This window comes from Kineococcus arenarius subsp. arenarius, from assembly GCF_050871845.1.
In the GTDB taxonomy this organism is placed as follows: Bacteria; Actinomycetota; Actinomycetes; order Actinomycetales; family Kineococcaceae; genus Kineococcus.
In genome coordinates this window covers 29,781-54,314 of record NZ_JBJLSE010000004.1, presented here as the reverse complement: position 1 = coordinate 54,314, position 24,534 = coordinate 29,781, and the positions used below count along the sequence as shown (strand labels likewise).

Below are 24,534 nucleotides of genomic sequence, written 5' to 3'. Positions count from 1 at the left end.
GCCTACCGTACGAGACCCCAGCGGAATCCCACAGCCACCGCCTGCGCGCGGTCCGCCGCCTCGAGCTTGCGGAACAGCCGGCGGGCGTGCGTCTTGACGGTGTCCTCCGACAGGAACAGCTCCCGGCCGATCTCGGCGTTGCTGCGGCCGCGGCTCATGCCGACCAGGACCTGGCCCTCGCGCTCGGTCAGCACCGGCGCACGGCCGGACAGCACCGTGCGGGTGCGGCCACCGCCACGGCGGCGCGAGACGTCCTGCAGCGCCTGGAGCACCGCGGTGGCCAGCTCCTCGCGGGAGACGTCCTTGACGACGTAGCCGCGAGCGCCGGAGGCCACGGCCCGGGCGACGCCGTCGCCGTCCTCGGCCATCGTGGCCATCAGGACGTTCGCCTCCGGGTGGCGGGCGAGCAGGCGGCGGGCCGCCTCCACGCCCCCGATGCCGGGCATGCGCACGTCCATGATGACGAGCGAGGGCCGTTCGACGGGCCAGCGCGTCAGCGCCTCCTCACCGGAGGCGGCACCCACGACGCGAGTCACACCCGGGACCGCGGCGACCATGCGCCGCATCGCCTCCCGGGCCAGCGGGAGGTCATCGCAGACCAGGACCGTAGCCACCACTTGCCTCTTCCCTGTACGGGTGGAACGGGTCCTTCCGTGGACCCGTGGGACCCGCACCGAGCGAGCCTCGGGGAAGGCATCGGCACGCGGCCGCGCGCACCTGAGCCCCGCGGTGCGCGGGACCCGGACCGCGGCGCCGGCGCGGACGTCAGGCGCGCACGGCGCGCACGCACCGGCGCACCGCGTCGGCCAGCGACGTGGCGCGCTCGCAGCCCTGCACCGACTCCGGCCAGCCCGGCCCGCTGAGCACCACCAGCGGCGCCGGCCGCACGGCCAGCAGCGCGTCGAGCGCGGCGACGTCGGCGGGTCCGCGCGCCCGCTGGGCGTGCAGGAGGACCGCGGGGGGGCGCGTGCGCCGCACCGCCGCGGCGAGCACCCGCACCGGCACGCCGTCGCCGACGGAGCGGGCACCCGCCCCCGCCTCGGCCAGCGCGGCGGCCGCGGCCAGCAGCAGGGGCCCGCGCGGGGCCGGGTCGGCGCCGGCGAGCACGACGGCGCGCTCGCCGGCGCGCGTGGGCAGCACGGCCAGGGCCCTGGCCACGGCCTCGTGCAGCGCGGCGTCGTCGGTGGCGAGCGCTGGGCCGAGGACGGCGTCCCAGGCGGACGCGGCACCGCGGTTGCGGACCTCCTCGGCGAAGCGGTCCGCCAGGCTCTGCACGGCCCAGTCCTGCAGCTCCCCCGGGCTGCGCGGGACCCCGGTGGCCCCGTCGTCGGCGCCCTCGTCGTCGGGGTCGTCGTCGAGGGCGTCCTCCTCGCCGGCGGGGTCCGCGCCGCTCGCGGGGCCCGGCGCGCCCGCTCGTCCCCGGACGGTCCCGGGGGAGCCCTCGCGCGCCGCGGGCAGGCCGGCGAGGGGGTCCGCAGCGGTGCTGCCGGCCGCGTCCTCGGCCCCGGCGATGGCGGCGGCGTCGGTGACGGCGGCCTCGATGACGGCGGCGGGGATGGTGGAGACGCTGGCGAGGGCGAAGCCGCCGTCGGCGACGGCGGTGGTCGCGGCGATGGCGGCGGCCTCGGCGGGCGCCACGCCCTCGAGGGTGAGGCGGCGCATGACCACCAGGCGGGCCAGGTCGGTGGAGGAGTAGCGGCGGTGGGCCCCGGCGGTGTGCTCGGAGGGCCCCAGCCCGTAGCGGCGGTCCCAGGTGCGCAGCGTCGCGGGGGCGACCCCGAGCCGGCGCGCGACGGCGGCGACGGTGAGGGTCATGCGCGGGGCCGGCGGTGCGGTGGACCCCTGGGGCGACGAGGACACCCCCGGATCCTCCCGCGAGGGCGCCGGTGCCGCCACTCACCCGGCGGGACGCGGCGCGGCGACCCACGCCCGGGGCGGAGAAGTTGTTCAACGTTGTTCACCGCAGGTCAGACCACGAGCGGTCGCCGTCCCGGAAGTTGTTCACAGGGATGTTCACCGGTTGTGCACGGTGCGGTCGCCCACCGGCCCCCCGGGGCGGGTCGATGTGTCGCAGGTCACTTGCACTACCTCTGAACAACTCTTCGCCAGGGCCTTGAACAACTTCTGACGCGGTTGTAGCGTCCTACCTCGTCAGCAAGATCCACCGCCCCGCGGTGGCCCCCAGCACCCTCCCCTAGGAGCGCACCATGGCCGAGATCTCCCGCCTCCCCGGACCCGTCGCCGACATCTGGGAGTGGCAGCTCATCGGCTCCTGCCGCGACGCCGACCCGGACCTGTTCTTCCACCCCGAGGGCGAGCGCGGCCCGGCCCGCCGCAACCGCGACGCCGCCGCGCAGGCCGTGTGCGCCGGGTGCCCCGTCATCGAGGAGTGCCGCAAGCACGCCCTGAAGGTGCGCGAGCCCTACGGCGTGTGGGGCGGCCTGACCGAGGACGACCGCGAGGCCATCTACGCCACCGAGCGCCGCCGCACCCTGCGCATCGCCAGCTGACCCCGGCCGGCGGGCGGGGGCCCGCCGGCGTCGAACGGCGCACCCGCGCACGGTGTGGTGCGGTGCGCGGCGCGCCACGACGAGCAGCGCAGCAGGACGAGCAGCACGAGCACGACGAGCGAGCGCTCCCCGCAGCACCGGCGGGGACGCGAAGAGGCCCGGCCCCCCTGGGGGACCGGGCCTCTCGTCGTGCGGAGGGGTCAGTGGCCGTGGCCGTGACCGTGGCCGGCGGCCGCCGGCTCCTCCTCCTTCTTGTCCACCACGAGGGTGTCGGTGGTCAGGACCATCGAGGCGATCGACGCGGCGTTGACCAGCGCCGAGCGGGTCACCTTGACCGGGTCGATGACGCCCGCGGCCAGCAGGTCCACGTACTCGCCGGTGGCGGCGTTCAGGCCGTTGCCGGGCTCGAGGTCGCGCACCTTCTCGACCACGACGTAGCCCTCGTGACCGGCGTTCTCGGCGATCCAGCGCAGCGGCTCGGTGGCGGCGCGGTGCACCAGCTTCACGCCGGTGGCCTCGTCGCCCTCCTTGCCCAGGCCGCCCTCGAGGACCCGCACCGCGTGGGTCAGGGCGCTGCCGCCGCCGGCGACGATGCCCTCCTCGATCGCGGCGCGCGTCGCGGAGACGGCGTCCTCGATGCGGTGCTTCTTCTCCTTGAGCTCCACCTCGGTGTGCGCGCCGACCTTGACGACGACCACGCCGCCGGCCAGCTTCGCGAGGCGCTCCTGGAGCTTCTCGCGGTCCCAGTCGGAGTCGGTGCGCTCGATCTCGGCCTTGATCTGCGCCACGCGGCCCGCGACGTCCTCGGACGCGCCGGCGCCCTCGACGATCGTGGTGTCGTCCTTGGTGACGACGATGCGGCGGGCGGTGCCCAGCACGTCCAGGTCGACCTGGTCGAGCTTGAGGCCGACCTCCTCGGCGACGACCTGGCCGCCGGTGAGGGTGGCGATGTCGCCCAGGATGGCCTTGCGGCGGTCGCCGAAGCCGGGGGCCTTCACCGCGACGGCGTTGAAGGTGCCGCGGATCTTGTTGACCACGAGGGTGGACAGCGCCTCGCCGTCGACGTCCTCGGCGATGATCAGCAGCGGCTTGGAGGTCTTCAGGACCTTCTCCAGCAGCGGCAGCAGCTCGGTGACCGTGGAGATCTTGCCCTGGTGCACGAGGACGTACGCGTCCTCCAGCACCGCCTCCTGGCGCTCGGCGTCGGTCACGAAGTAGGGCGAGATGTAGCCCTTGTCGAACTGCATGCCCTCGGTGAAGTCCAGCTCCAGCGCGGTCGTGGAGGACTCCTCGACCGTGATGACGCCGTCCTTGCCGACCTTGTCGAAGGCGTCGGCGAGCAGGTCGCCGACGGCTGGGTCCTGCGCGGAGATCGTGGCGACGTGGGCGATGTCGCCCTTGCCGTCGACGTCGCGGGCGAGCTTGAGCAGCTCGTCGCTCACGGCCTCGACGGCCGCGTCGATGCCGCGCTTGAGGGCGGACGGCGCCGCACCGGCCGCCACGTTGCGCAGGCCCTCGTGGACCATCGCCTGCGCCAGCACGGTCGCGGTGGTGGTGCCGTCACCGGCGACGTCGTTGGTCTTGGTGGCGACCTCCTTGGCGAGCTGCGCGCCGAGGTTCTCGTACGGGTCCTCGAGCTCGACCTCGCGGGCGATGGTGACGCCGTCGTTCGTGATCGTCGGCGCACCCCACTTCTTGTCGATGACGACGTTGCGGCCACGGGGCCCCAGGGTCACCTTGACGGCGTTGGCGAGGGCGTCCACGCCGCGCTCCAGGGAGCGGCGGGCGTCCTCGTTGAACGAGAGCTGCTTGGCCATGTGCGTGTTCCTTCCAGATCTCTTGGCGGCAACGGCGGACGCCCCGGCCGCCCGGTGTCGCCGGGCGCCCGGGGCGTCAGGTCCTGCTGCTGCTTACTTGGCGACCTTGGCGAGGACGTCGCGCGCCGAGAGGATCAGCAGCTCGTCGCCGCCGTACTTCACCTCGGTGCCGCCGTACTTGGAGTAGATGACCTTGTCGCCGACGGAGACGTCGACGGGGACGCGGTTGCCGTTGTCGTCGACGCGACCCGGACCCACGGCCAGGACCTCGCCCTCCTGGGGCTTCTCCTTGGCGGTGTCCGGGATGACCAGACCGGAAGCGGTCGTCTGCTCCGCGTCGAGCGGCTTGACGACGATGCGGTCCTCGAGCGGAGTGATGGAGACCGACACTGAGCGGCCCTCCCCTTCTGCGTACTCGGTACGGATCTGGCGTACTGGTGGGTCGGCTGCGAGGGTGGTGCCCGCCCGTCGTCGCGGGTGCCGGGCGGCACCGTCTCGCGTGCTGGCACTCCCTTCGGGGGAGTGCCACCGACGCTGCGACAGAAGTTAGCACTCCCACTGCCCGAGTGCCAGGGAGCGCCCCCGCTCGCGCGACCGCGCGGGTGGGGTGCTGGCACAGTCGGGCGGGTGGACCCCGCCGACGTCGCCGCGCTGACCTCCCCCGCCGGGCGCGCCCTGCTGGACCTGATCGCCGCCGCAGGCCCGGCCGACCCCCTGGTGCTGGGGCAGCGGCTGCGCCGCGAGGGCCACGAGAGCGCCCTGGTGGCCCTGGCCATGACGCAGGCGCGGCTGCGCGAGCGCGCCGCCGCCAAGCTCGGCCCGCGCGCGCACGGCCTGCTGCTCACCGCCGCCGGGGTGGAGCAGGCCACCCGCGCCGTCGTGGCCGCCGAGCACGCCCGCCGCTTCGCCGGCGCCGGGGTGCGGCGGGTGGCCGACCTCGGCTGCGGCATCGGCGCCGACGCCCTCGCCCTGGCCGACGCGGGCCTGGACGTGCTCGCCGTGGACGCCGACCCCGGCACCGCCGCGGTGGCCGCGGCCAACCTCGCCGGGCGCGCGCAGGTCCGCTGCGCCGATGTCACGGCCGGCGTCGTCGACGAGCTCGGGCCCGGCGACGGGGCCTGGTTCGACCCGGCCCGGCGCACCGCCGGCGGGCGGCGGCTGTTCGACCCCGAGGCCACCTCACCGCCGCTGTCGTTCGTGCTGGCCACCGCCGCGCGGGTGCCGGCCACCGGCGCCAAGCTCGCCCCCGGCCTGCCGCACGAGCTGGTGCCCGCCGGCGCGGAGGCGCGGTGGACGTCCGTGGACGGCGACGTGGTGGAGGCGGCGCTGTGGTGCGGGCCGCTGGCGCGGCCGGGCGTGGCGCGCAGCGCCCTCGTGCTGCGCGCCGGCGAGCGCTTCGAGCTGGACGACGGCGACAACCCCGTCCCCGCCGTCGGCGCCGTCGGCGCCCACCTGCACGAGCCCGACGGCGCCGTCGTGCGCGCCGGCCTGGTCGGCGCGGTCGCGCGGCTGCTCGGCGGGCGCCTGGTGGACGAGACCATCGCCTACGTCACCACCGACGCCCCGGCGAGCACGCCGTTCGCCCGGTCCTACGCGGTGCTCGACGTGCTGCCCTTCGGGCTCAAGCCGCTGCGGCGCTACCTGCGCGAGCGCGACGTCGGCCCGCTGACGGTGAAGAAGCGCGGCACCGCGGTGGACCCGGACGTGCTGCGCCGCCAGCTCGCCCTGAAGGGCTCGACGCCGGCCACCGTGGTGCTGACGCGGGTGGCCGGCAGGCAGTCGGTGCTCGTCGTGGAACCGGCGGGCTGAGGGTTCACACCCGCGTGCGCATCACCAGGGCGTCGACCCCGCCGGGCTGGTAGTAGCGCGCCCGGCGGGCGATCTGCTCGAACCCCTCGCTGCGGTACAGCGCCTGCGCGGGCTCGTTGTCGGCCCGCACCTCCAGCAGCACGTGCGTGGCGCCGCCGGCGCGCGCCGCCACCAGCAGCTCGCGCAGCAGCGCCCGGCCCAGGCCCCGGCCCTGCGCGCTGCGCGCCACGCCGATGGTCTGCACGTCGGCGTCGGCGCCGGAGACCACGAGCCCGGCGTAGCCGACCACCTCCTCGCCCTCCAGCGCGACGAGGTAGGTGCGACCCGGGGCCGCCAGCTCGCCCCAGAACGTCTCCACCGACCAGGCGGTGGGCCCGAACAGGTCGGCCTCCAGGCGCTGCACGTCCGCCACGTGCCACCAGCGCATCGGTGCCGGCACCACACCCGGCGCGAGCACGGTCGTCACAGGAGCACGTACCCCAGCCACGCCAGCAGGAAGCCGACGACGCCGATGAGCGTCTCCATCACGGTCCAGGTGCGCAGCGTCGTGGGCACGTCCATGCCGAGGAAGCGCCCCACCAGCCAGAAGCCGGAGTCGTTGACGTGGCTCAGGGCCGTCGCGCCGGCGGCGACGGCGATGACGACGAAGCACAGGTCGAGCGACGACAGGCCCGCGCCCTGCACGGCCGGGGCGATGAGCCCGGCCGTCGTCGTCAGCGCCACCGTGGCCGAGCCCTGCGCCACGCGCAGGCCCAGGGAGATGATGAACGCGGCCAGGATGATCGGCAGGCCGGCGGCCTCCAGGGTGTCGGCCAGCGCGCCGCCGATGCCGCTGGTGCGCAGCACGTAGCCGAACATGCCGCCGGCGCCGGTGATGAGGATGATCGCGCAGACCGGGCCGAGCGCGCCGTTGGCGAGGTCCTCCACTGCGCCCTTGTCGAAGCGCCCGCGCCCCAGGACGACCATCGCGGCGAGCACCGCGATGAGCAGCGCGATGGGCGTCTGCCCGATCAGGCGCAGCGCCTGCACCCAGCCGGCGTCGCCGTCGACGCTGCCCGCCGTGGCCAGCGTGTTCAAGCCGGTGTTCAGGAAGATCAGCACCAGCGGGAGCAGCAGCAGGAGCAGGACGGTGCCGAACGACGGCGGCGGGCCCGGCAGGCCCTCGTCCCCGCCGGCGTCGGGCTCACCGGCGCGGGCGTCGCCGACCGCCCCCGCCGCGCTGCCGCTGCCCGCACCGGTGGACGACTCGCGGTTGGTGCCGTGGTCCCCGCCGGCCTTCGCGGCGCGACCGGCCCACTCCGCCGGCAGCGGCACGTCCGTGCGGGTGCCGGCCCACACCCCGAACAGGTAGCAGGAGACGAACCACGTGGGCACGGCCAGCACGAAGCCGACGATGATGAGCAGGCCGATGTTCGTGCCCAGCCCCAGCAGCTCGGCCGCGGCGACCGGCCCGGGGTGCGGCGGGACGAACGCGTGCATGATCGCGAAGGCGCCGGCCGCGGGCAGCGCGTAGCGCAGCACCGACCCGCCGAAGCGCCGCGCCACGGAGAAGATGATCGGCAGGAAGACGACGAACCCGGCGTCGAAGAAGATCGGGAAGCCGAAGATCAGCGAGGCGACACCCAGGGCCAGCGGGGCGCGCTTCTCCCCGAAGCGGGCGATCAGGGTGTCGGCGAGCACCTTCGCGCCCCCGGTCACCTCCAGCAGCCGGCCGATGATGACGCCGAACCCGACGAGCAGCGCGACGCTGGCGAGCGTGCCGCCGAAACCGGTGCTCAGGGTGTCCATGATGTCGCCGGGGGCGATCCCGGTCGCCACGGCCGTCAGCACGCTGACGAGCACGAGGGCGGGGAAGGCGTGCAGCTTGAACTTGATGATGAGCAGCAGGAGCACGGCCACGGCACCTGCTGCGATGAGCAGCAGCGTGCCGGTGCCGTAGGCGGGTTCGACGGCGTCCATGGGGCCTCCGGGAACGGGGACGGCGCTGTCCTTGGGGCGGTGCCGGGTCGGGCGGGCCGCCGACGGGTCGCGGCGGCGATCACACCCTCCCACTCCTCCGGGCGGTGTCAACCGCTGTGGATCACCGGCGCGTCGGCCGGGCCGGGCACCCGCTCACGCGGTGACGCGCTTGCGGGCCCCCGGTTCGGTGGCGTCCGGCCGCCGCAGGTACAGCGGCTCGGCCGGCAGCAGCCCCGGCCCGCCGCGCCCGGCGAGCGCGTCGACGGCCACCTGGGCGAGGAACCCCGCGTCGACGTCCGCCAGCGGGCCGGCCGGTCCGAGCGCGTCGGGGTACAGGGCGGCACCGCGCCCCACCACGGTCAGCCCGTCGCGCTGCACCGCCGAGGGCGCCACCACGTCCGGGCCGGCCAGGCGCACCGGGCGGCCGCCCCCGCCGCGGTAGCGGGCCGTGTGCACCTCGCGCCGGCGGGCGTCGGTCGCGACGAGGAACTCCCCCTCCGCGGGCACCGCGCCCTGCGCGAGGGCCTGCGCGGCCAGCGCGTCCAGCGAGCACACCCCGTGCAACGCCGCGCCCCACGCCAGCGCCAGGGTGCGGGCGGTGACCAGCCCCACCCGCAACCCCGTGAACGGGCCCGGCCCCACGCCCACCGCGACGTCGGTGACCTCGCCGCGCTCGCGACCGGCGGCGTCCAGCGCCTCGGCGATCGTGGGGACGAGGACCTCGTTGTGGTGGCGGGCGTCGCCGGCGCGGCGGGCGTCCAGCACGCGGGTGCCGTCGTGCAGCGCCACGGCGACCCCGTCGGTGGCGGTGTCCAGGGCGAGCAGCAGCACGCCGGGCAGCTTAGGACGTGCCGGCCGGGGCCCCCAGGGCACCGGCCAGGTCCACGCCCGCCCAGCGCTCGCCGATCGCGAGCACGCGCGCGGTGCGCGGCTCCACCGGCACCTCACCGGAGCCCCCCGCCGGCGCCGCGCCGTGCGGTCGCTCCAGGTGCACCTCCAGCCGCTGCCCGGCGAGGTCCTCCACCAGCCCGGCTCCCCACTCAACGACGGTGACGGCCTCGTCGGCGTCGGCGTCCAGGTCCAGGTCGTCGACCTCGGCCAGCGAACCGACCCGGTAGGCGTCCACGTGCACCAGCGGCGGGCCGCCGACCAGCGAGGGGTGCACCCGCGCGATGACGAACGTGGGGGACGTCACCGGCCCGCGCACGCCCAGCCCCTCGGCCAGCCCGCGCGTCATCGTCGTCTTGCCCGCCCCCACGTCCCCGGACAGGACCACCAGGTCCCCGGCGCGCAGCAGCGCCCCCAGGCGCCGGCCGAACTCCCCGGTGGCCTGCTCGGTGGCCAGTTCCAGTTCCAGCGACGCGCTCACCGCCGCCCCCGCCGGGCGCGCGTGCGGGCGGCGACCGGCAGGACCACCTCGTGGCCCGCGCCGGGGCGGCCGTCCCCGGCGGCGCGCGCCAGCAGCCGCTCCAGCCGGGCGGTGACCACCGCGGGGTGCTCGAGCATCACCAGGTGCCCCGCCTGCCGCACCAGCACGTGCTCGGCACCGGGGACCGCGTCGGCGATGGTGTGCCCGTGCGCCGCGGGCGTCATGAGGTCCCGCTCGGCGGCGATCACCAGCACCGCCCGCCCGGCCAGCGCCGTCAGCGCCTCGCTCTCGTCGAGGGTCCCGAAGGCCGGCAGCAGGTCGGCGATGGTGCCCACCGAGGTGGCGGCCATCATGCGCGCGGCCAGCCGCTCCACCTCCGGGGACACCGGGGAGGCGAACGACCAGTGCGACACCAGGCGCTGCTCCACGTCCGCGGCCCGCCGGCGGCTGCGCTCGAGGACGTCGGCGCGCTCCGCCGTGCGCTGCAGCGCCTGCTCGGCCCAGCGCACCAGGTGCCGGCCCAGCAGCGGCAGGCCGTGGTCGAAGGCGGCCAGCCCGCCGGAGCTGGTGGCGATCAGGCCGACCGCGCGGGTGCGCTCGAGCAGGTCCGGCCGGCGCACCGCCAGCTCCATGATCGTCATGCCGCCGAGGGAGTGGCCCACGAGCGCCAGTGGGCCGGTGGGCGCGACCACGTCCAGGACCTGCCCCAGGTCGTCGGCCAGCCGCGCCACCGCCACCGGCCCGGCCGGGCCCCGGGTGGAGCGGCCGTGGCCGCGGTGCTCGGGCAGCACGAGGCGGTGGCGGCCGCGCAGCGCCAGGCGCTGGAAGTGCCAGGCGTCGGCCGACAGCCCGTAGCCGTGCAGCAGCACGACGGTCGGCGCCCCCGGCGCGGCCGCGTCGGCGGGGTCGACCTCCACGTGCAGGCGGGCGCCGTCGTCGGTGACCACCTCCACCGGTTCCCCCACCAGCGGCTGCAGCTCCTCGCGCACGGGCGCCGCCCCCCGGCGCGGGCGCAGCGCCCCGGCGACCCTCACGCCGCGTCCCCGGTGCCCGCGCGCCCCGTCCAGCGACGCGGCACCCGCGGGCCGATGCGCGTGACGACCTCGTACGCGATGGTGCCGGCGGCCTCGGCCCAGTCCTGCGCCGTCGGCTCCGCCGGCCGGCCCGCGGCCTCCCCCGCCCCGAAGAGCACCACCGGCTCCCCCGGCGCCGGCGTCTCGCCGCCGAGGTCGACGACCACCTGGTCCATGCACACCCTCCCCAGCACCGGCCTGCGCCGCCCGGCCACCAGCACCGACCCGCCGCCGCCGGGGTGCGAGGAGGCGTGCCGCGGCAGCCCGTCGCCGTACCCCACGGGCACCAGGCCCAGCGTGGTGGCCCGGGGGGTGCGGTGGGTCATGCCGTAGGAGACGCCCGCACCGGCCGGCACCGGGCGCACGTGCGCCAGCCGCGCCGTCAGCGTCATCGCCGGCACCAGCCCCAGCCGCGCGGAGGACGCCACGTGCGGGGCGGGGCTGACCCCGTACAGGGCGATGCCGCACCGGGCCAGGTCGAAGCGGGCGCGCGGGTCGAACAGCGCCGCCGGGGAGTTCGCGTGGTGCAGCAGGCCGGGGTCGATCCCGCGGGTGCGGGCGACGGCGACGGCGCCGGTGAAGGCGTCCAGCTGCGCGTCCACGGAGGCGTCCCCGGGGGCGTCGGCGGAGGCGAAGTGCGCCCAGGTGCCGCGCACCCGGACCGAGCCCTCCGCCACGTGCGCGGCGACCGCGTCCAGCAGGTCCGCCCACTGCGCCGGGGAGGCGCCCCCGCGGGACATGCCGGTGTCCAGCTCCAGGTGCACGCCGGCGGTGCGCCCGGTGGCGCGCGCGGCGGCCACGACCTCCGCCAGCGCCCACGGCGCGGCCACCGACAGGTCCACGTCCGCCGCCACCGCCGCGGTCAGGTCCAGGCCGGGGGTGAGCAGCCACGCCAGCACGGGGGCGGTGACACCCGCCCGCCGCAGCGCCAGGGCCTCGTGCACGTGCGCCACGCCCAGCCAGGTCGCACCGCCGGCGAGCGCCGCCCGGGCCGCGGGGACGGCGCCGTGCCCGTACCCGTCGGCCTTGACCACGGCCATGAGCTGCGCCGACCCCAGCCGCCCGCGCAGGACGGCGGCGTTGCCGGCGATCGCGTCCAGGTCGACGACGGCCTCGGCCGGCAGGCCCGGCGACGGCTCGGGCGGGGTGCGGCGAGCGGGTGCGGCGGCCGGGTCCACGGCCTCGTCCACGGGTGAGCCCACGCTCCGACGGTACCCGGCGGGCCGGGCCCTCCCTCCCCCACCACGGCGGCCACCGCGCCCGCCTACCAGCCGGGCAGCGACGTCAGCGCCGCCGGCACCGCCTCGGCGACGTCCAGGGCGCTCAGCGGCCCGCCCGCGCTGGCCAGCTCGGCGGCCCAGCCGTGCAGCACGGCGGCGTCGGCGGCGACCTCCGCGGCCAGCGCCGGGTCCCGCGCGAGGTCGTCGGCCCGCGAGGCCAGGGCGGCGCCGAGCACCCCGGCGAGCACGTCCCCCGCCCCCGCGGTGGCCAACCACGCGGGGGCCGCGGCGGCGGTGAGCACACGCCCGTCCGGGCCGGCGACGGTGGTGACGGCACCCTTGAGCAGCACGGTGGCGCCGGTGGCGGCGGCGGCGCGGCGCGCGTGCGGCAGCGGGTCGGCCTCCACGGCGGCGCGCGGCGCGTCCTCGCCGAGCACGCCGAGCAGGCGGGACAGCTCCCCGGCGTGCGGGGTCAGGACGTGCTGCGGGCCCAGCCCCTCGGGCAGCCCGGCGAGGGCGCCGGCGTCGACGACGGCGGGCTCGCCGGAGGCCAGGGCCTCGCGCACGCGGGCCTGCTGCTCGGCGTCGTCCGGGGAGACGCCGGGGCCCAGCACCCACGCCTGCACGCGCCCGGGCCCGACGACGGCCTCGGGACGGTGGTGGCGCACCAGCTCCGCGGGGTGCTCCGGGCCCAGGTAGCGCACCATGCCGGCCCCCGCGCGCACGGCGGCGTCCACGGCCAGCAGGGCGGCGCCGGTGTAGTCGGGGCCGCCGGCGACGACGCCGACGACACCGCGGGAGTACTTGTCGTCACCGGGACCGGGGCGGCGCCAGCGGGCGGCGACGTCGGCGGGCTCGACGCGGCGCACCGCGGGGGCCGGCAGCTGCTCGCGCACCCCGATGTCGGCGACGACGACGCGCCCGCAGCGGGCGGCGGCGGGGGCCAGCAGGTGCGCCGGCTTCGCGGTGCCGAAGGTGACGGTGACGTCCGCGTCGAGGACGTCGCCCTCCACGGCGCCGCGGTCGGCGTCCAGCCCGCTGGGCACGTCGACGGCCACGACGACGGGCCCGTCGTCGCCGGCACCGGCCAGCGCCGCGGGCAGCTCGTCCAGGGGGGCGCGCAGCCCGCCGCGCCCGCCGATGCCGGCGACGCCGTCGAGCAGGAGGTCCGCGGCGCGGCAGGCGGCGGGGCCGTCGTCGCCGAAGGGGCGCACGCGCGCACCGGCGGCCAGCGCGGCGGCCAGGCCCGCGGGGTGGGCGGCGTCGGCGGTGGTGAGGACGAGGACGCCGGCGCCGCGCCCGGCGAGGCGGGCGGCGGCGAACAGGGCGTCGCCGCCGTTGTCGCCGGCGCCGGCGAGGACGACGACGCGCCGGCCGGTGACGCGGCCGGTGGCGGCGCGCAGCACGGCGGCGCACTCGGCGTCCAGGGCGGTGGCGGCGCGCTGCATGAGGGTGCCCTCGGGCACGGTGGCCATCACGGTGCGTTCAGCGGCGCGGACGTCGGCGGTGGCGTGCGCTTCGATCACGTCCCGACCCTGGCACCGCCGGGCGCCGGGCGCTCGCCGACGGCTCCCCGGACGGCCCAGCGGGGCCTCGACCGCGCTCGGGCGAGCGTCAGACGCCCTCGGCGACGACCATGGCGGTGGCGATGCCGGCGTCGTGCGACAGGGACAGGTGGAAGCGCGCCACCCCGGCCTCGCGGGCGATGCGCTCGGCGCTGCCGCGCACGACGATCTCGGGGCGGTGGCCGTCCTCGCGCTCGACGACGACGTCGCGCCACACCAGCCCGACGGGGGCGCCGAGCGACTTGGCGACGGCCTCCTTGGCGGCGAAGCGCGCGGCGAGGGACTCGGCGGGCAGGCCGCGCTCCCCGTCGCCGAACAACCGGTCCAGCAGCCGCGGCGTCCGCTGGACCTGGCGCACGAACCGCGCGATGTCGACGACGTCGATGCCCACTCCGACGATCACGCCCCACCCCCTCCGCGAGGCGGCCACGGTCCCACGCGGGGTCCGGGCCGCACGCGGCGGGGTCACCTCACTCGACGGTGACGGACTTGGCGAGGTTGCGCGGCTGGTCGACGTCCAGGCCCTTGGCGGTGGCGAGCTCGCACGCGAACACCTGCAGCGGCACCACGGCCAGCAGCGGGGACAGCAGCGTGGACGTGCGCGGTACGCGGATGACGACGTCGGCGAACGGCTCGACGTCGGTGTCGCCCTGCTCGGCGATGACGAGGGTGCGGGCGCCGCGGGCGCGCACCTCCTGGATGTTGGAGACGACCTTGGCGTGCAGGGAGTCGCGCCCGCGCGGGCTGGGCACCACGACGAACACCGGCTGGCCGGGCTCGACCAGGGCGATGGGGCCGTGCTTGAGCTCGCCGGCGGCGAACCCCTCGGCGTGGATGTACGCCAGCTCCTTGAGCTTGAGCGCTCCCTCCATCGCCACCGGGTAGCCCACGTGCCGGCCCAGGAACAGCACCGAGCGGGTGTCGGCCATGGACCGGGCGATGTCGCGCACCTGCTCCAGGCCGTCGAGGACCTGGCGCACCTGCCCGGGGACCTCGTGCAGCTGCTCGAGCACCTCGGCGACCTCGTCGGCGAACTTGTTGCCCCGCAGCTGCGCCAGGTACAGCCCCAGCAGGTAGCAGGCGGTGATCTGCGCGAGGAACGCCTTGGTGGAGGCCACCGCGATCTCCGGGCCGGCGTGCGTGTACAGCGCGGCGTCGGACTCGCGGGGGATCGTGGAGCCGTTGGTGTTGCAGATCGCGAGCACCTTGGCGCCCTGCTCGCGGGCGTGGCGCACCGCCATGATCGTGTCCATGGTCTCGCCGGACTGCGAGATCGCCACGACGAGCGTGCGCTCGGAGACCACGGGGTCGCGGTAGCGGAACTCGTGGGCGAGCTCCACCTCCACGGGGATGCGGCACCAGTGCTCGATCGCGTACTTGGCGACCTGCCCGGCGTAGGCGGCGGTGCCGCAGGCGACGACGACGATCTTGTCGACGCTGCGCAGCTCCGCCTCGGAGATCTTCATCTCGTCCAGCTGCAGGCGGCCGGTGGTGTCGGTGCGCCCCAGCAGGGTGTCCGCGATGGCCTGCGGCTGGTCGTGGATCTCCTTGGCCATGAAGCTGGGGAAACCGCCCTTCTCCGCGGCCGAGGCGTCCCAGTCGACGTGGAAGCGCCGCCCCTGCGCGGGGGTGCCGTCGAAGCCGACGACGTCCACGCGCTCGGGGGTGATGGTGACGACCTGGTCCTGGCCCAGCTCCAGCGCCTCGCGCGTGTGCGCGATGAACGCCGCCACGTCCGAGCCGAGGTAGTTCGCGCCCTCGCCCAGCCCGACGACCAGCGGGGAGTTGCGGCGCGCGCCGACGATGACGCCGGGGGTGTCGGCGTGCACGGCCAGCAGCGTGAAGGCGCCCTCGAGCCGGGCGCACACCGCGCGCATCGCCTCGGTGAGGTCGCTGGTGCGCTCGTGCTCGGCGCCGAGCAGGTGCGCGACGACCTCGGTGTCGGTCTCGCTGGTGAACTCCACGCCCGCCTCGACCAGCTCGGCGCGCAGCACCGCGAAGTTCTCGACGATGCCGTTGTGGATCACCGCGACGCGGCCGGTGCCGTCGACGTGCGGGTGCGCGTTGGCGTCGGTGGGGCCGCCGTGGGTGGCCCAGCGGGTGTGCCCGATCGCGGTGCCCGCCGCCGGCAGCGGGTCGGCGTCGAGCAGCTCGACGAGGTTGGCGAGCTTGCCGGCGCGCTTGCGCACGTCGACCCCCGCGCCGGTCACGACGGCGATGCCCGCCGAGTCGTACCCGCGGTACTCCAGCCGCCGCAGCCCCTCCAGGACGACGGCGGCGCCGTCCTCCCCCGCGCCCGTTGTCCCGGGTCGCCCGACGTAGCCCACGATGCCGCACATGGTTCGCAAGCGTACGGTCCGTTCCCGGCCCGGACCGGGAGCTCGGTGTGCACGCGCTGTGCGACTCCACCCGTCCGGGGGCACCCCCGGACCGGGTGGAGCGCCGGGGCCACGACCGGCAACGGGTACCGTGCCGCCGGTGAGCACGGCCGGACCCCTGCCCGGGACGTCGTCGGCGAAGCCGCCGGCCGCGCCCGACCCCTCCCGCGAAGCCTCTCCGTACGTCGTGCTGGACCGCGGCGAGTGGAGCCGCCTGCGGGCCTCGACCCCCCTGACCCTGACCGCCGAGGACGTGGCGCGGCTGCGCGGCCTGGGCGACCGGGTCGACCTGCGCGAGGTGGAGGAGGTGTACCTGCCGCTGTCGCGGCTGCTGACGCTGTACGAGCGCGCCACGGGCAGCCTGCACGCGGCGACGTCGACGTTCCTCGGCGAGCGCGCCCGGCGCACCCCGTTCGTGGTCGGCGTGGCCGGTTCCGTCGCGGTGGGCAAGTCCACCACGGCGCGCGTGCTGCGCGAGCTGCTGTCCCACTGGCCCGAGACGCCGCACGTCGAGCTGGTGACCACCGACGGGTTCCTGCTGCCGAACGCGGAGCTGGAGCGGCGCGGCCTGCTGCACCGCAAGGGGTTCCCGGAGTCCTACGACCGCAGGGCGCTGCTGCGGTTCGTCTCGGGCGTGAAGTCGGGGGCCGCGGAGGTGCGTGCGCCGGTGTACTCGCACCTGACGTACGACATCGTGCCCGGCGAGGAGATCGTGGTGCGCCGCCCCGACGTGCTCATCGTGGAGGGCCTGAACGTGCTGCAGCCGGCGCGGGTCCGCGCCGACGGCACGCAGGGCGTGGCCGTGAGCGACTACTTCGACTTCTCCCTGTACGTGGACGCCCGCACCGACGACGTGCGCTCCTGGTACGTCTCCCGCTTCCTGGAGCTGCGCCGCACCGCGTTCAACCGGCCGCAGTCGTACTTCCGCCGCTACGCCGAGCTCAGCGACGAGGAGGCGGTGGCGCGGGCGGAGCAGATCTGGGCGGACATCAACGAACCGAACCTGGTGGGCAACGTGCGTCCCACGCGGGGCCGCGCCACGTGCGTGCTGCGCAAGGGCCCCGACCACGCCGTGCAGCAGGTGCGGCTGCGCAAGATCTGAACGACGGCGTCACCCCAGCGCTGCGCGGACCCGCTCGATCGGCGCCTCCAGCTCCTCGACGACCTCGTCGCAGCGGAAGCCCATCGCCTCGTTGACGGCGATCACCGGCGCGTTCTCCACCGCGTTCCAGGTGGTGACCCGCTCGGCGGCGGGCACGTCGCGCAGCGCCGCGCGCAGGCACGCCACCTTCAGCAGCAGCCCCAGCCGGTGCCCGCGGTGCTCGCGCACCACCAGGGTGTCGTGCTGCAGCAGCCGCCGGGGCTCGTGGCGGGAGCAGACCAGGACCGTGTACCCGGCGGGTCCGCCGTCCGGGGCCACGGCGAGCGCCGTCCACCACCGGCGGCCCTGCGCCACGCGCAGGGCCTCGCCGGCGCGCACCCGCTCGGCGTCCCACACCTCCGGGGCGGTGCTCAGCTCGCCCTGCGGGGCGTCGGTGCTCATCCGCGAGGCGAGGTGCGCGAGCGCGTCGACGTCGGCCTGCGCGACCGGCCCGCTCCAGGTCCGCACCGCGTACCCCGTCGCGCGCGCAGCGGCGGTGCGCTCCAGCTCCCGCAGCAGTCCCGGCGCCGGCGGCAGCAGCAGCTGGCGCCGGGCCGCCACCTGCGCCACGGGCAGGCCCCACGCGGCCGCGGCCGCCGAGCCCGGCCAGTCGCCGGCGGCGACGCCCACGGGCCGCTCGGTGGTCGAACGGACGCGGGTGCGCCCGGCGGTCCCGGCCACGTCCAGCGCCGCGCGCAGCAGGGCGGTGCCCACCCCGCGGCGGCGGTGCTGCACCGGCACGGCGACGTCGACGAGCGCGAGGTGGAGGTTGTCGTGCACGGGCAGCCACACCTCGCCCGCGCCCAGCGGGGTGCCGTCCGCGCCGCGGGCCAGCAGCAGGTGGATGCGCTCGTCGACGGTGCCGTGCTCGAGCTGGGCGCGCCGTTCCCCGGGCGGCCACAGCGCCGGGTCCGCGCGGCCGTGGGACTCGCCGGCGGCCAGCGCCGCGTACCAGTCGTCGAAGTGCTCCGCGGCCCACGCGCCGCGGTGCGGGTCGTCGGTGCAGGTCGTCGCGATGCGCACGGCACCAGTGAGCCGGTGCGCGGGCCGCACCGTCGAGGGGTTTTCGCCGGCCGGGCGGGGGTCGCCGCCCGCCGGCGCCTCAGAGGGCCAGTCGCCGCTGCACGACCCCGGCGAGGCGGTCGGCGATCTCCTGGGCGTGCGCGGTGTGCGCGGCCTCGACCATGACCCGCACCAGCGGCTCGGTGCCGCTGGGGCGCAGCAGCACCCGGCCGGTCTCCCCCAGCTCCGCCTCGGCCGCCGCGACGGCGTCGCGCAGCTCCTCGTCGGCACCGGCGCGGGACTTGTCCACCCCGCGCACGTTGACGAGCACCTGCGGCAGCCGCTGCACGACGCTCGCCAGGTCGGCCAGGGAGCGACCGGTGCCCGTCACCCGCGCCAGCAGGTGCAGGGCGGTCAGGACGCCGTCGCCCGTGGTGGCGTGCGCGGGCAGCACCACGTGGCCGCTCTGCTCGCCGCCGATGCTCCAGCCACCGGCTCCCAGGGCCTCCAGCACGTAGCGGTCCCCGACGGCCGTCTCCACCATGCGCACGCCCTCGCGGCGCATGGCCAGGCGCAGGCCCAGGTTGCTCATCACGGTGGCCACGAGGGTGGATTCGCGCAGCTCGCCGCGGTCGCGCAGCGCCAGGGCCAGCACCGCGAGGATCTGGTCGCCGTCGACGACGTGCCCGGCGGCGTCCACGGCCAGGCACCGGTCGGCGTCGCCGTCGTGGGCGATGCCGACGTCGGCGCCGTGGGCGAGCACGGCCTCGGTGAGCGGGCCCAGGTGGGTGGAACCGCAGCCGTCGTTGATGTTCAGCCCGTCGGGGTGCGCGAACAGCGTGGTGACGCGGGCGCCGGCCTCGGCGAGCACCCGCGGGGCGATGGCGCTGGCCGCGCCGTTGGCGCAGTCCACCACCACGTGCAGGCCGTCCAGCCGGTTCGGCAGGGTGGACAGCAGGTGCGCGGCGTAGGTGTCGGCGGCGTCCTGCTCGACGTCCGGGCCGGAGTGCACGCGGCCCACGGCCGCACCGGTGGGGCGGCGCCCCGCGCCGGAGCGGAACTCGCGCTCGACGGCGTCCTCGACCTCGTCGGGCAGCTTGGTGCCGCCGCGGGCGAAGATCTTCAGGCCGTTGTCGGGCATGGGGTTGTGCGAGGCGGACAGCATGACGCCGAAGTCGGCGCCGGACTCGCCGACCAGGTGCGCCAGCGCCGGGGTCGGCACGACCCCCACGTCGAGCACGTCCACCCCGGCGCTGGCCAGGCCGGCCACGACGGCCGCGGACAGGAACTGCCCGGACACGCGCGGGTCGCGGGCCACGAGGGCGCGCGGGTGGGCCCCACCGCCGGGCTCGGCGAGCACGGTGGCGGCAGCGACCGACAACCCCAGCGCCATGTCCGCCGTCAGGTCGACGTTCGCCAGACCACGCACCCCGTCGGTGCCGAAGAGCCGTCCCACTGCGCCCGTCCCCCACTCGGTCCAATGCTTCCTGACACCACGACGGCCCCGGGGCGTGTACCCCGGGGCCGTGCGGTGTTCGTGCGTTCGTGCCCGCCGCAGCGGGCGCGGATCAGCGCTTGCTGAACTGCGGCGCCTTGCGGGCCTTCTTCAGACCGGCCTTCTTGCGCTCGATGGCGCGCGGGTCGCGGGTCAGGAACCCGGCCTTCTTCAGCGCCGGGCGGTTCGCCTCCAGGTCCACCGCGTTCAGGGCCCGGGCCACGCCGAGGCGCAGCGCGCCGGCCTGACCGGAGGAACCCCCGCCGTGGATGCGGGCGATCACGTCGAAGGACCCCTCGAGCGCGGTGACGCGGAACGGCTCGTTGACGAGCTGCTGGTGCACCTTGTTCGGGAAGTAGCTGTCCAGCTCACGGCCGTTGATCGTCCACTTGCCGGAGCCGGGGACGATGCGCACGCGCGCGACGGCCTCCTTGCGGCGGCCGGTGGCCCCGCTGGGGGCGATCACGCTGCTGCCGCCGGTCTGCGGCTGCGCGGACTCGCTGGTGTAGGTGCCGGTGAACTCGTCGGTCTCGGTGATGTCGTCGACGGTCTCGGTGGTGTACTCGGCCACGGTTCTCCTCAGTCAGTTCGCAGTGGGCGCAGTGCTCACTGCGCGACCTGGGTCAGCTCGAAGGGCTGCGGCTGCTGCGCCGCGTGGGGGTGCTCCGGGCCGGCGTAGACCTTGAGCTTGGCCAGCATCTGCCGTCCCAGCGAGTTCTTGGGCAGCATCCCGCGGATGGCCTTCTCGACGGCCTTCTCGGGGTTCTTCTCCAGCAGCTCGGTGTAACCGGTGGCCTTCAGGCCGCCCGGGTAGCCGGAGTGCCGGTACGCGATCTTCTGGTCGCGCTTGGAGCCCGTCAGGGCCACCTTCGCGGCGTTGACGATGACGACGTAGTCGCCGCCGTCGACGTGCGGCGCGAAGGTCGGCTTGTGCTTGCCGCGGAGGAGCACGGCGGTCTGAGACGCCAGGCGACCCAGGACCACGTCCTCCGCGTCGATGACGAGCCAGCGGCGGTCGATGTCGCCGGGCTTCGGGGTGAACGTGCGCACGGGGCTTGCCCATCTCCTCGAGAACAGTTGCGGAACGGGCCCGCGCTCGGGGCCGCCGGCTCCGGGAACCGGGCTGACAGGCACTGCGTGGGCACAACGACCCATGACGTTACCCGGCGATGAGCCGAAGGGTCAAAACGGCTGCGTGGCGCGGGTCCGGGCGGCTCAGCGCGCCCGCGCCACCCGGGCCACGTCCCACACCGGCTCGCTGCTCTCGGTGACCCTGCCGTCGGCGCCGAAGACGAGGAAGCGGTCGAAGCCGCGGGCGAACCAGCGGTCGTGCGTGACGGCCACCACCGTGCCCTCGAACGCGCCCAGCGCCTGCTCCAGGGCCTCCGCCGAGTGCAGGTCCAGGTTGTCCGTCGGCTCGTCCAGCAGCAGCAGCGTGGCGCCCGAGAGCTCCAGCAGCAGGATCTGCAGGCGAGCCTGCTGCCCGCCGGAGAGGTGCTCGAAGCGCTGCTCGGCGGCCGCCGCCAGCCCGTAGCGGTCCAGGGCCCGCGAGGCCGCCTCGCGGTCCAGCCCGGCGCGGTGCGCGGTGCCGCGGTGCAGCACGTCCAGCAGGGAGCGGCCCACCAGGGCCGGCTGCTCGTGCGTCTGCGCGAACCAGCCCGGCCGCACCCGCGCGCCCAGCCGCACCGTGCCGGTGTGCGGCACGGGTGCGACGGCCTGCTCGTCGACGGGCGCGTGCTCGGCGTCCGGGTCGGAGCCGCCGGCGGCCAGCAGCCGCAGGAAGTGCGACTTGCCCGAGCCGTTGGAGCCCAGGACGGCGACGCGGTCGCCCAGGTGCAGCTCGGCGTCGAACGGCTGCATCAGGCCCGTCAGCCCCAGCCGCTCGCAGACCACCGCGCGCTTGCCGGTGCGCCCGCCGCGCAGCCGCATCCGCACGTCCTGGACGGCCGGCGGCGCCTGCGGCGGGCCGGCCTCCTCGAACCGCGCCAGCCGCGTCTGCGCAGCGGCGTAGCGCGAGGCCATGCCGTCGTTGAACTTCGACCTCTCGCGCAGGGTCACCACGAGCGCCCGCAGCTTCACGCGCTCCTCGTCCCAGCGCCTGCGCAGCTCCTCCAGCCGCTCCCCCCGCGCGGCGCGCGCCTCGCCGTAGGTGGCGAAGGACCCGCCGTGCACCCACGAGACCGCGCCGAGGGCCCCCGGCTCCAGCGTCACGATGCGGTCCGCCGCCGCGGACAGCAGCTGGCGGTCGTGGCTGACCAGCAGCACCGACTTGCCGGTGGCGCGCAGCTGCTCCTCCAGCCAGCGCTTGCCGGGCACGTCCAGGTAGTTGTCCGGCTCGTCCAGCAGCAGCACCTCGTCGGGACCGCGCAGGAGCGCCTCCAGCACCAGGCGCTTCTGCTCCCCGCCGGACAGGGTGCGCACCAGCCGGTGCCGGCAGGCCTCGAAGCCGACGCCCAGGGCGGCGGTGGCGCACTCGTCCCAGCCGACCTCGGCGTCGTAGCCGCCGGCGTCGGCGTAGTCCGCGATGGCCTGCGCGTAGCGCATCTGCTCGCGCTCCGCGTCGGTCTCCAGCATCGCCAGCTCGGCGGCGTCCAGGGCCTCGGCGGCCCGGCGCAGCTGCGGCGGGGCCACCGAGACCAGCAGCTCGCCGACGGTGGTGCCGTCCCGGACCGAGCCCACGAACTGCCGCATGACGCCCAGCCCGCCGCTGCGCGCCACGGCCCCGGCCTGCACCGGCTCGTCACCGGCGATCAGCCGCAGCAGCGTCGTCTTGCCTGTGCCGTTGGGACCCACCAGCGCGGTGGTGGTCCCGTCGGCGACGCGGAAGGACACCTCGTTCAGCAGCGGCCGCCCGTCGGGCAGCTCGTGACTGACGGCCTGGACGTCGACGTGACCCACGGGGGCAGTCTGCCCCGGCCCCGAGCCGGGACGCGCCCGGTTTCCCGGGCCCGCCGCGGGCGTCGGCCCGGGCGGTGGCTACGCCCGGGCGGTGTGCACCGCGCGCAGCACGCAGCCGGTGCTGTCCGCGTCGGCCCACTCGCCCGACACGTCCAGCACGGCGATGCCCGCGGTGCGCAGCTGCTGCACCTGCCCGGTGAGGACCTCGGCGAGGTCGCTGAGGCCCGGGTTGTGCCCCACGAGGACGACGACGGCCTCGGGGCGGTCGGTGTCCAGCCCGCGCACCAGGCGCAGCAGGTCGCCGACGGAGGCCTCGTAGACGCGCTCCTCGTCGACGACCGCGGGCTCGACGCCCCAGGCGTCCAGCAGGCGGGCGGTGGTCTCCTCGGTGCGCCGCGCGGGCGAGGTCACCAGCAGGTCGGGGGCGGCGACGTGCTCGGACAGCCAGCGGCCGGCGGCGGCCGCATCGGCGCGGCCCCGCTCGGTGAGGGGGCGGGCGATGTCCTGCAGACCGAGGGGCGTGTCCGCCTTGGCGTGGCGGACGAGGACGAGCGTGGGCACGGCGCAAGCCTGCCCCACCGCTGCGCGCCGGCGGCAGGCACCCCCGCCCCCCGCGGGAGCGCTTCAGCGCGCCGGCGCGCCGGGCCCACCGGGGCGCGGCGGCAGCGGCGGGCGCACGGCGCGCGCCTGCCGGGCCCGGGCGGCGAGGTCGGCGTCGGGCGGGTAGACGACCTCCTCCAGGCACAGCCCGTGCGGGGGCACGACGGCCACGGCGGGGTCGCGCAGCCCGCGCAGCAGCACGTGCGCGGGCCAGTCGGCGTCGCGCCGTCCCTCCCCCACGGCCAGCGCCGCGCCCACCAGGGCCCGCACCATGGAGTGGCAGAAGGCGTCCGCCCGCACGTCGGCCACGAGCAGCCCGGCGTCGGGGCCCGCCTCCTCGCGCCGCCAGGAGTAGGCCAGGAGCGTGCGCACGGTGGTGGCGCCCTGGCGGGGCTTGCAGTAGGCGGCGAAGTCGTGCAGCCCCACCAGGGCGCGCGAGGCGGCGTCCATGGCGGCCACGTCCAGGGGGCGGCGGTGCCCCAGCACGTCGTGGCGGCGCAGCGGCGGCACCCCGGCGGGGTGGTCGCTGACGCGGTAGGCGTACCGGCGGCGCGACGCGGAGAAGCGGGCGTCGAAGCCGTCCGGGGCCCGGCGGACCGCGTGCACGCGGACGTCGGCGGGCAGCACCCCCGCCAGGCGCCGCAGCAGCGCCTCCTCGGGCGTGGAACCGGAACGGCCGGGCGCGGCCGCCAGCGCCTCGGCCGGGACGTCCACGTGGGCCACCTGGCCGCTCGCGTGCACCCCGGAGTCGGTGCGTCCGGCGACGGTCAGGCGCGGGGCCGGCTCCAGCCGCAGCACCCGGCCCAGGGCGGCGGTCAGCTCCCCCTGCACGGTGCGCAGGCCGGGCTGCTCGGCCCAGCCGGCGAAGCCGGCGCCGTCGTAGCCCAGGTCCAGGCGCAGCCGCACCGCCGCCGCGGTGGTGCCGCCGCGCACGGCGTCCGGGGCCGTGGAGCGGTCGAGCCCGCCCTCCCCGGTGGGGAGGGCGGGCTCGCCGGTGCTCGAGGGGGTGGCGCTCAGGCCTTGTCCTCGGTGGTGCCCTCGGTGTCGGTCACCGGCGTGGTGCCGGTGGTCTCGTCGGCCGGGTCCGCCTCGGCGGCGTCGAGCTCGACGCCGGTGTCGGCGGTGTCGCCCTCGGGCAGGGTGTCGGGCTGGTCGACGCTGCCGGGCTCGACCGGCTCCTCCGCCGCGGCGGCGCCCGCCTCGGCGTCGGCGGCGACCGCGGCGGCCGAGGAGGCCGCAGCGGCACCGGCGGCGGCCCGCTCGGCCTCGCGCACGGTGGCCTGCTTCGCGCTGACCGGCTCCATGACGAGCTGGATGACCGCCATGGGGGCGTTGTCGCCCTTGCGGGGGCCGATCTTGACGATGCGGGTGTAGCCGCCCTGGCGCTCGGCCATGGCCGGGCCGATCTCGGTGAAGAGGAAGTGCACGACGGACTTGTCGCGCACCGTCTTCATCACCTGGCGGCGCGACGCGAGGTCGCCCTTCTTGGCGAAGGTGATCAGCTTCTCCGCGAACGGGCGCAGGCGGCGGGCCTTGGCCTCGGTCGTGGTGATGCTGCGGTGCTCGAAGAGCGAGGTCGCCAGGTTGGCGAGGATGAGCTTCTCGTGGGCCGGCCCGCCGCCGAGCCGCGGACCCTTGGTGGGGGTGGGCATGGTTGTCGATCTCCTCGAAGGTCTCCGTCACCCCGGTGCGGGGTGA

General features: G+C 76.6%; 24 protein-coding genes. 3 read left to right on the top strand and 21 right to left on the bottom strand.

Annotated elements, in window-relative coordinates:
• Positions 1 to 2: 2 nt before the first annotated feature.
• Both ACRYM0_RS02390 and ACRYM0_RS02385 read right to left on the bottom strand, forming a co-directional pair.
• Entirely contained in the window at positions 3 to 614 is a 612-nt protein-coding gene (locus ACRYM0_RS02390; RefSeq protein ID WP_432493995.1) for a response regulator transcription factor, read from the bottom strand.
• Positions 615 to 765: 151 nt separating this feature from the next.
• A complete protein-coding gene (locus tag ACRYM0_RS02385; protein ID WP_432501803.1) occupies positions 766 to 1,815 on the bottom strand; it encodes a MerR family transcriptional regulator in 1,050 nt (349 codons plus the stop codon).
• 392 nt (positions 1,816 to 2,207) lie between these two features.
• Between ACRYM0_RS02385 and ACRYM0_RS02380 the strand changes: the two genes are divergently transcribed.
• Positions 2,208 to 2,510 carry a WhiB family transcriptional regulator gene (locus ACRYM0_RS02380; protein ID WP_432501741.1) on the top strand — a complete coding sequence of 101 codons (303 nt, stop codon included), beginning with the start codon at positions 2,208 to 2,210 and terminating at the stop codon, positions 2,508 to 2,510.
• Between the two features lie 200 nt (positions 2,511 to 2,710).
• Here ACRYM0_RS02380 and groL read toward each other — a convergent pair whose 3' ends face one another.
• Positions 2,711 to 4,327: a chaperonin GroEL gene (gene groL / locus ACRYM0_RS02375; RefSeq protein WP_432501739.1), complete on the bottom strand. Its 1,617-nt coding sequence runs from the start codon at positions 4,325 to 4,327 to the stop codon at positions 2,711 to 2,713.
• Between the two features lie 93 nt (positions 4,328 to 4,420).
• The gene (gene groES, locus ACRYM0_RS02370; RefSeq protein ID WP_166615173.1) at positions 4,421 to 4,717 is read right to left on the bottom strand and encodes a co-chaperone GroES; all 297 of its coding nucleotides are present in this window, start codon (positions 4,715 to 4,717) and stop codon (positions 4,421 to 4,423) included.
• Between the two features lie 237 nt (positions 4,718 to 4,954).
• Between groES and ACRYM0_RS02365 the strand changes: the two genes are divergently transcribed.
• Entirely contained in the window at positions 4,955 to 6,136 is a 1,182-nt protein-coding gene (locus ACRYM0_RS02365) for a THUMP-like domain-containing protein (RefSeq protein WP_432501736.1), read from the top strand.
• A 4-nt stretch (positions 6,137 to 6,140) separates the two neighbouring features.
• Here the strand turns inward: ACRYM0_RS02365 and rimI are convergent, their stop codons facing one another.
• The 9 genes from rimI to glmS form a co-directional block, all read right to left on the bottom strand.
• Positions 6,141 to 6,602, bottom strand: a complete 462-nt coding sequence (rimI, locus tag ACRYM0_RS02360) for a ribosomal protein S18-alanine N-acetyltransferase (protein ID WP_432501734.1) — start codon at positions 6,600 to 6,602, stop codon at positions 6,141 to 6,143.
• Positions 6,599 to 8,095 carry a GntP family permease gene (locus ACRYM0_RS02355; RefSeq protein ID WP_432501733.1) on the bottom strand — a complete coding sequence of 499 codons (1,497 nt, stop codon included), beginning with the start codon at positions 8,093 to 8,095 and terminating at the stop codon, positions 6,599 to 6,601. The genes rimI and ACRYM0_RS02355 overlap by 4 nt, the downstream gene beginning before the upstream one ends.
• A 153-nt stretch (positions 8,096 to 8,248) precedes the next feature.
• The gene (gene tsaB, locus ACRYM0_RS02350) at positions 8,249 to 8,926 is read right to left on the bottom strand and encodes a tRNA (adenosine(37)-N6)-threonylcarbamoyltransferase complex dimerization subunit type 1 TsaB (RefSeq protein ID WP_432501731.1); all 678 of its coding nucleotides are present in this window, start codon (positions 8,924 to 8,926) and stop codon (positions 8,249 to 8,251) included.
• A gap of 10 nt (positions 8,927 to 8,936) precedes the next feature.
• A complete protein-coding gene (tsaE, locus tag ACRYM0_RS02345; RefSeq protein WP_432501729.1) occupies positions 8,937 to 9,464 on the bottom strand; it encodes a tRNA (adenosine(37)-N6)-threonylcarbamoyltransferase complex ATPase subunit type 1 TsaE in 528 nt (175 codons plus the stop codon).
• On the bottom strand, positions 9,461 to 10,498 hold the full coding sequence (locus ACRYM0_RS02340) for an alpha/beta fold hydrolase (RefSeq protein ID WP_432501726.1): 1,038 nt from the start codon (positions 10,496 to 10,498) through the stop codon (positions 9,461 to 9,463). Before ACRYM0_RS02340 ends, tsaE begins: the two co-directional genes overlap by 4 nt.
• The gene (gene alr, locus ACRYM0_RS02335) at positions 10,495 to 11,739 is read right to left on the bottom strand and encodes an alanine racemase (RefSeq protein ID WP_432501723.1); all 1,245 of its coding nucleotides are present in this window, start codon (positions 11,737 to 11,739) and stop codon (positions 10,495 to 10,497) included. Before alr ends, ACRYM0_RS02340 begins: the two co-directional genes overlap by 4 nt.
• 62 nt (positions 11,740 to 11,801) lie before the next feature.
• On the bottom strand, positions 11,802 to 13,283 hold the full coding sequence (locus ACRYM0_RS02330; RefSeq protein ID WP_432501721.1) for an NAD(P)H-hydrate epimerase: 1,482 nt from the start codon (positions 13,281 to 13,283) through the stop codon (positions 11,802 to 11,804).
• An 88-nt stretch (positions 13,284 to 13,371) separates the two neighbouring features.
• A complete protein-coding gene (locus tag ACRYM0_RS02325; RefSeq protein WP_432501718.1) occupies positions 13,372 to 13,725 on the bottom strand; it encodes a holo-ACP synthase in 354 nt (117 codons plus the stop codon).
• A gap of 67 nt (positions 13,726 to 13,792) precedes the next feature.
• Positions 13,793 to 15,661 (bottom strand): glutamine--fructose-6-phosphate transaminase (isomerizing), encoded by a 1,869-nt coding sequence (glmS, locus tag ACRYM0_RS02320; protein WP_432501716.1) that lies wholly within the window; start codon positions 15,659 to 15,661, stop codon positions 13,793 to 13,795.
• Positions 15,662 to 15,818: 157 nt separating this feature from the next.
• On the opposite strand from glmS, the gene coaA reads away from it, so the two are divergent.
• Positions 15,819 to 16,802, top strand: coding sequence for a type I pantothenate kinase (coaA, locus tag ACRYM0_RS02315; RefSeq protein WP_432501801.1), 984 nt, complete (start codon positions 15,819 to 15,821; stop codon positions 16,800 to 16,802).
• Positions 16,803 to 16,811: 9 nt separating this feature from the next.
• Here coaA and ACRYM0_RS02310 read toward each other — a convergent pair whose 3' ends face one another.
• The 8 genes from ACRYM0_RS02310 to rplQ all read right to left on the bottom strand — a co-directional run bounded on the left by ACRYM0_RS02310 (position 16,812) and on the right by rplQ (position 24,488).
• Positions 16,812 to 17,864: a GNAT family N-acetyltransferase gene (locus tag ACRYM0_RS02310; protein WP_432501713.1), complete on the bottom strand. Its 1,053-nt coding sequence runs from the start codon at positions 17,862 to 17,864 to the stop codon at positions 16,812 to 16,814.
• 79 nt (positions 17,865 to 17,943) lie between these two features.
• Positions 17,944 to 19,299, bottom strand: a complete 1,356-nt coding sequence (glmM, locus tag ACRYM0_RS02305) for a phosphoglucosamine mutase (protein ID WP_432501711.1) — start codon at positions 19,297 to 19,299, stop codon at positions 17,944 to 17,946.
• 112 nt (positions 19,300 to 19,411) lie between these two features.
• Positions 19,412 to 19,909 carry a 30S ribosomal protein S9 gene (gene rpsI / locus ACRYM0_RS02300; RefSeq protein ID WP_432501709.1) on the bottom strand — a complete coding sequence of 166 codons (498 nt, stop codon included), beginning with the start codon at positions 19,907 to 19,909 and terminating at the stop codon, positions 19,412 to 19,414.
• 35 nt (positions 19,910 to 19,944) lie between these two features.
• Positions 19,945 to 20,388, bottom strand: coding sequence for a 50S ribosomal protein L13 (rplM, locus tag ACRYM0_RS02295; RefSeq protein WP_432501708.1), 444 nt, complete (start codon positions 20,386 to 20,388; stop codon positions 19,945 to 19,947).
• A 165-nt stretch (positions 20,389 to 20,553) separates the two neighbouring features.
• A complete protein-coding gene (locus ACRYM0_RS02290; RefSeq protein ID WP_432501706.1) occupies positions 20,554 to 22,236 on the bottom strand; it encodes an ABC-F family ATP-binding cassette domain-containing protein in 1,683 nt (560 codons plus the stop codon).
• A 78-nt stretch (positions 22,237 to 22,314) separates the two neighbouring features.
• Positions 22,315 to 22,797, bottom strand: coding sequence for a SixA phosphatase family protein (locus ACRYM0_RS02285; protein ID WP_432501705.1), 483 nt, complete (start codon positions 22,795 to 22,797; stop codon positions 22,315 to 22,317).
• Between the two features lie 63 nt (positions 22,798 to 22,860).
• Positions 22,861 to 23,769, bottom strand: a complete 909-nt coding sequence (gene truA / locus ACRYM0_RS02280; protein ID WP_432501703.1) for a tRNA pseudouridine(38-40) synthase TruA — start codon at positions 23,767 to 23,769, stop codon at positions 22,861 to 22,863.
• 80 nt (positions 23,770 to 23,849) lie between these two features.
• Positions 23,850 to 24,488, bottom strand: a complete 639-nt coding sequence (gene rplQ, locus ACRYM0_RS02275) for a 50S ribosomal protein L17 (RefSeq protein ID WP_432501701.1) — start codon at positions 24,486 to 24,488, stop codon at positions 23,850 to 23,852.
• Between the last annotated feature and the right edge of the window lie 46 nt (positions 24,489 to 24,534).

What these genes read in the sequence shown, in the direction of transcription:
- glmS (WP_432501716.1), bottom strand. Translation starts at nt 15,661, where the DNA reads ATGTGCGGCATCGTGGGCTACGTCGGGCGACCCGGGACAACGGGCGCG.
- groL (WP_432501739.1), bottom strand. Translation starts at nt 4,327, where the DNA reads ATGGCCAAGCAGCTCTCGTTCAACGAGGACGCCCGCCGCTCCCTGGAG.
- ACRYM0_RS02380 (WP_432501741.1), top strand. Translation starts at nt 2,208, where the DNA reads ATGGCCGAGATCTCCCGCCTCCCCGGACCCGTCGCCGACATCTGGGAG.
- ACRYM0_RS02355 (WP_432501733.1), bottom strand. Translation starts at nt 8,095, where the DNA reads ATGGACGCCGTCGAACCCGCCTACGGCACCGGCACGCTGCTGCTCATC.
- ACRYM0_RS02385 (WP_432501803.1), bottom strand. Translation starts at nt 1,815, where the DNA reads ATGACCCTCACCGTCGCCGCCGTCGCGCGCCGGCTCGGGGTCGCCCCC.
- rplQ (WP_432501701.1), bottom strand. Translation starts at nt 24,488, where the DNA reads ATGCCCACCCCCACCAAGGGTCCGCGGCTCGGCGGCGGGCCGGCCCAC.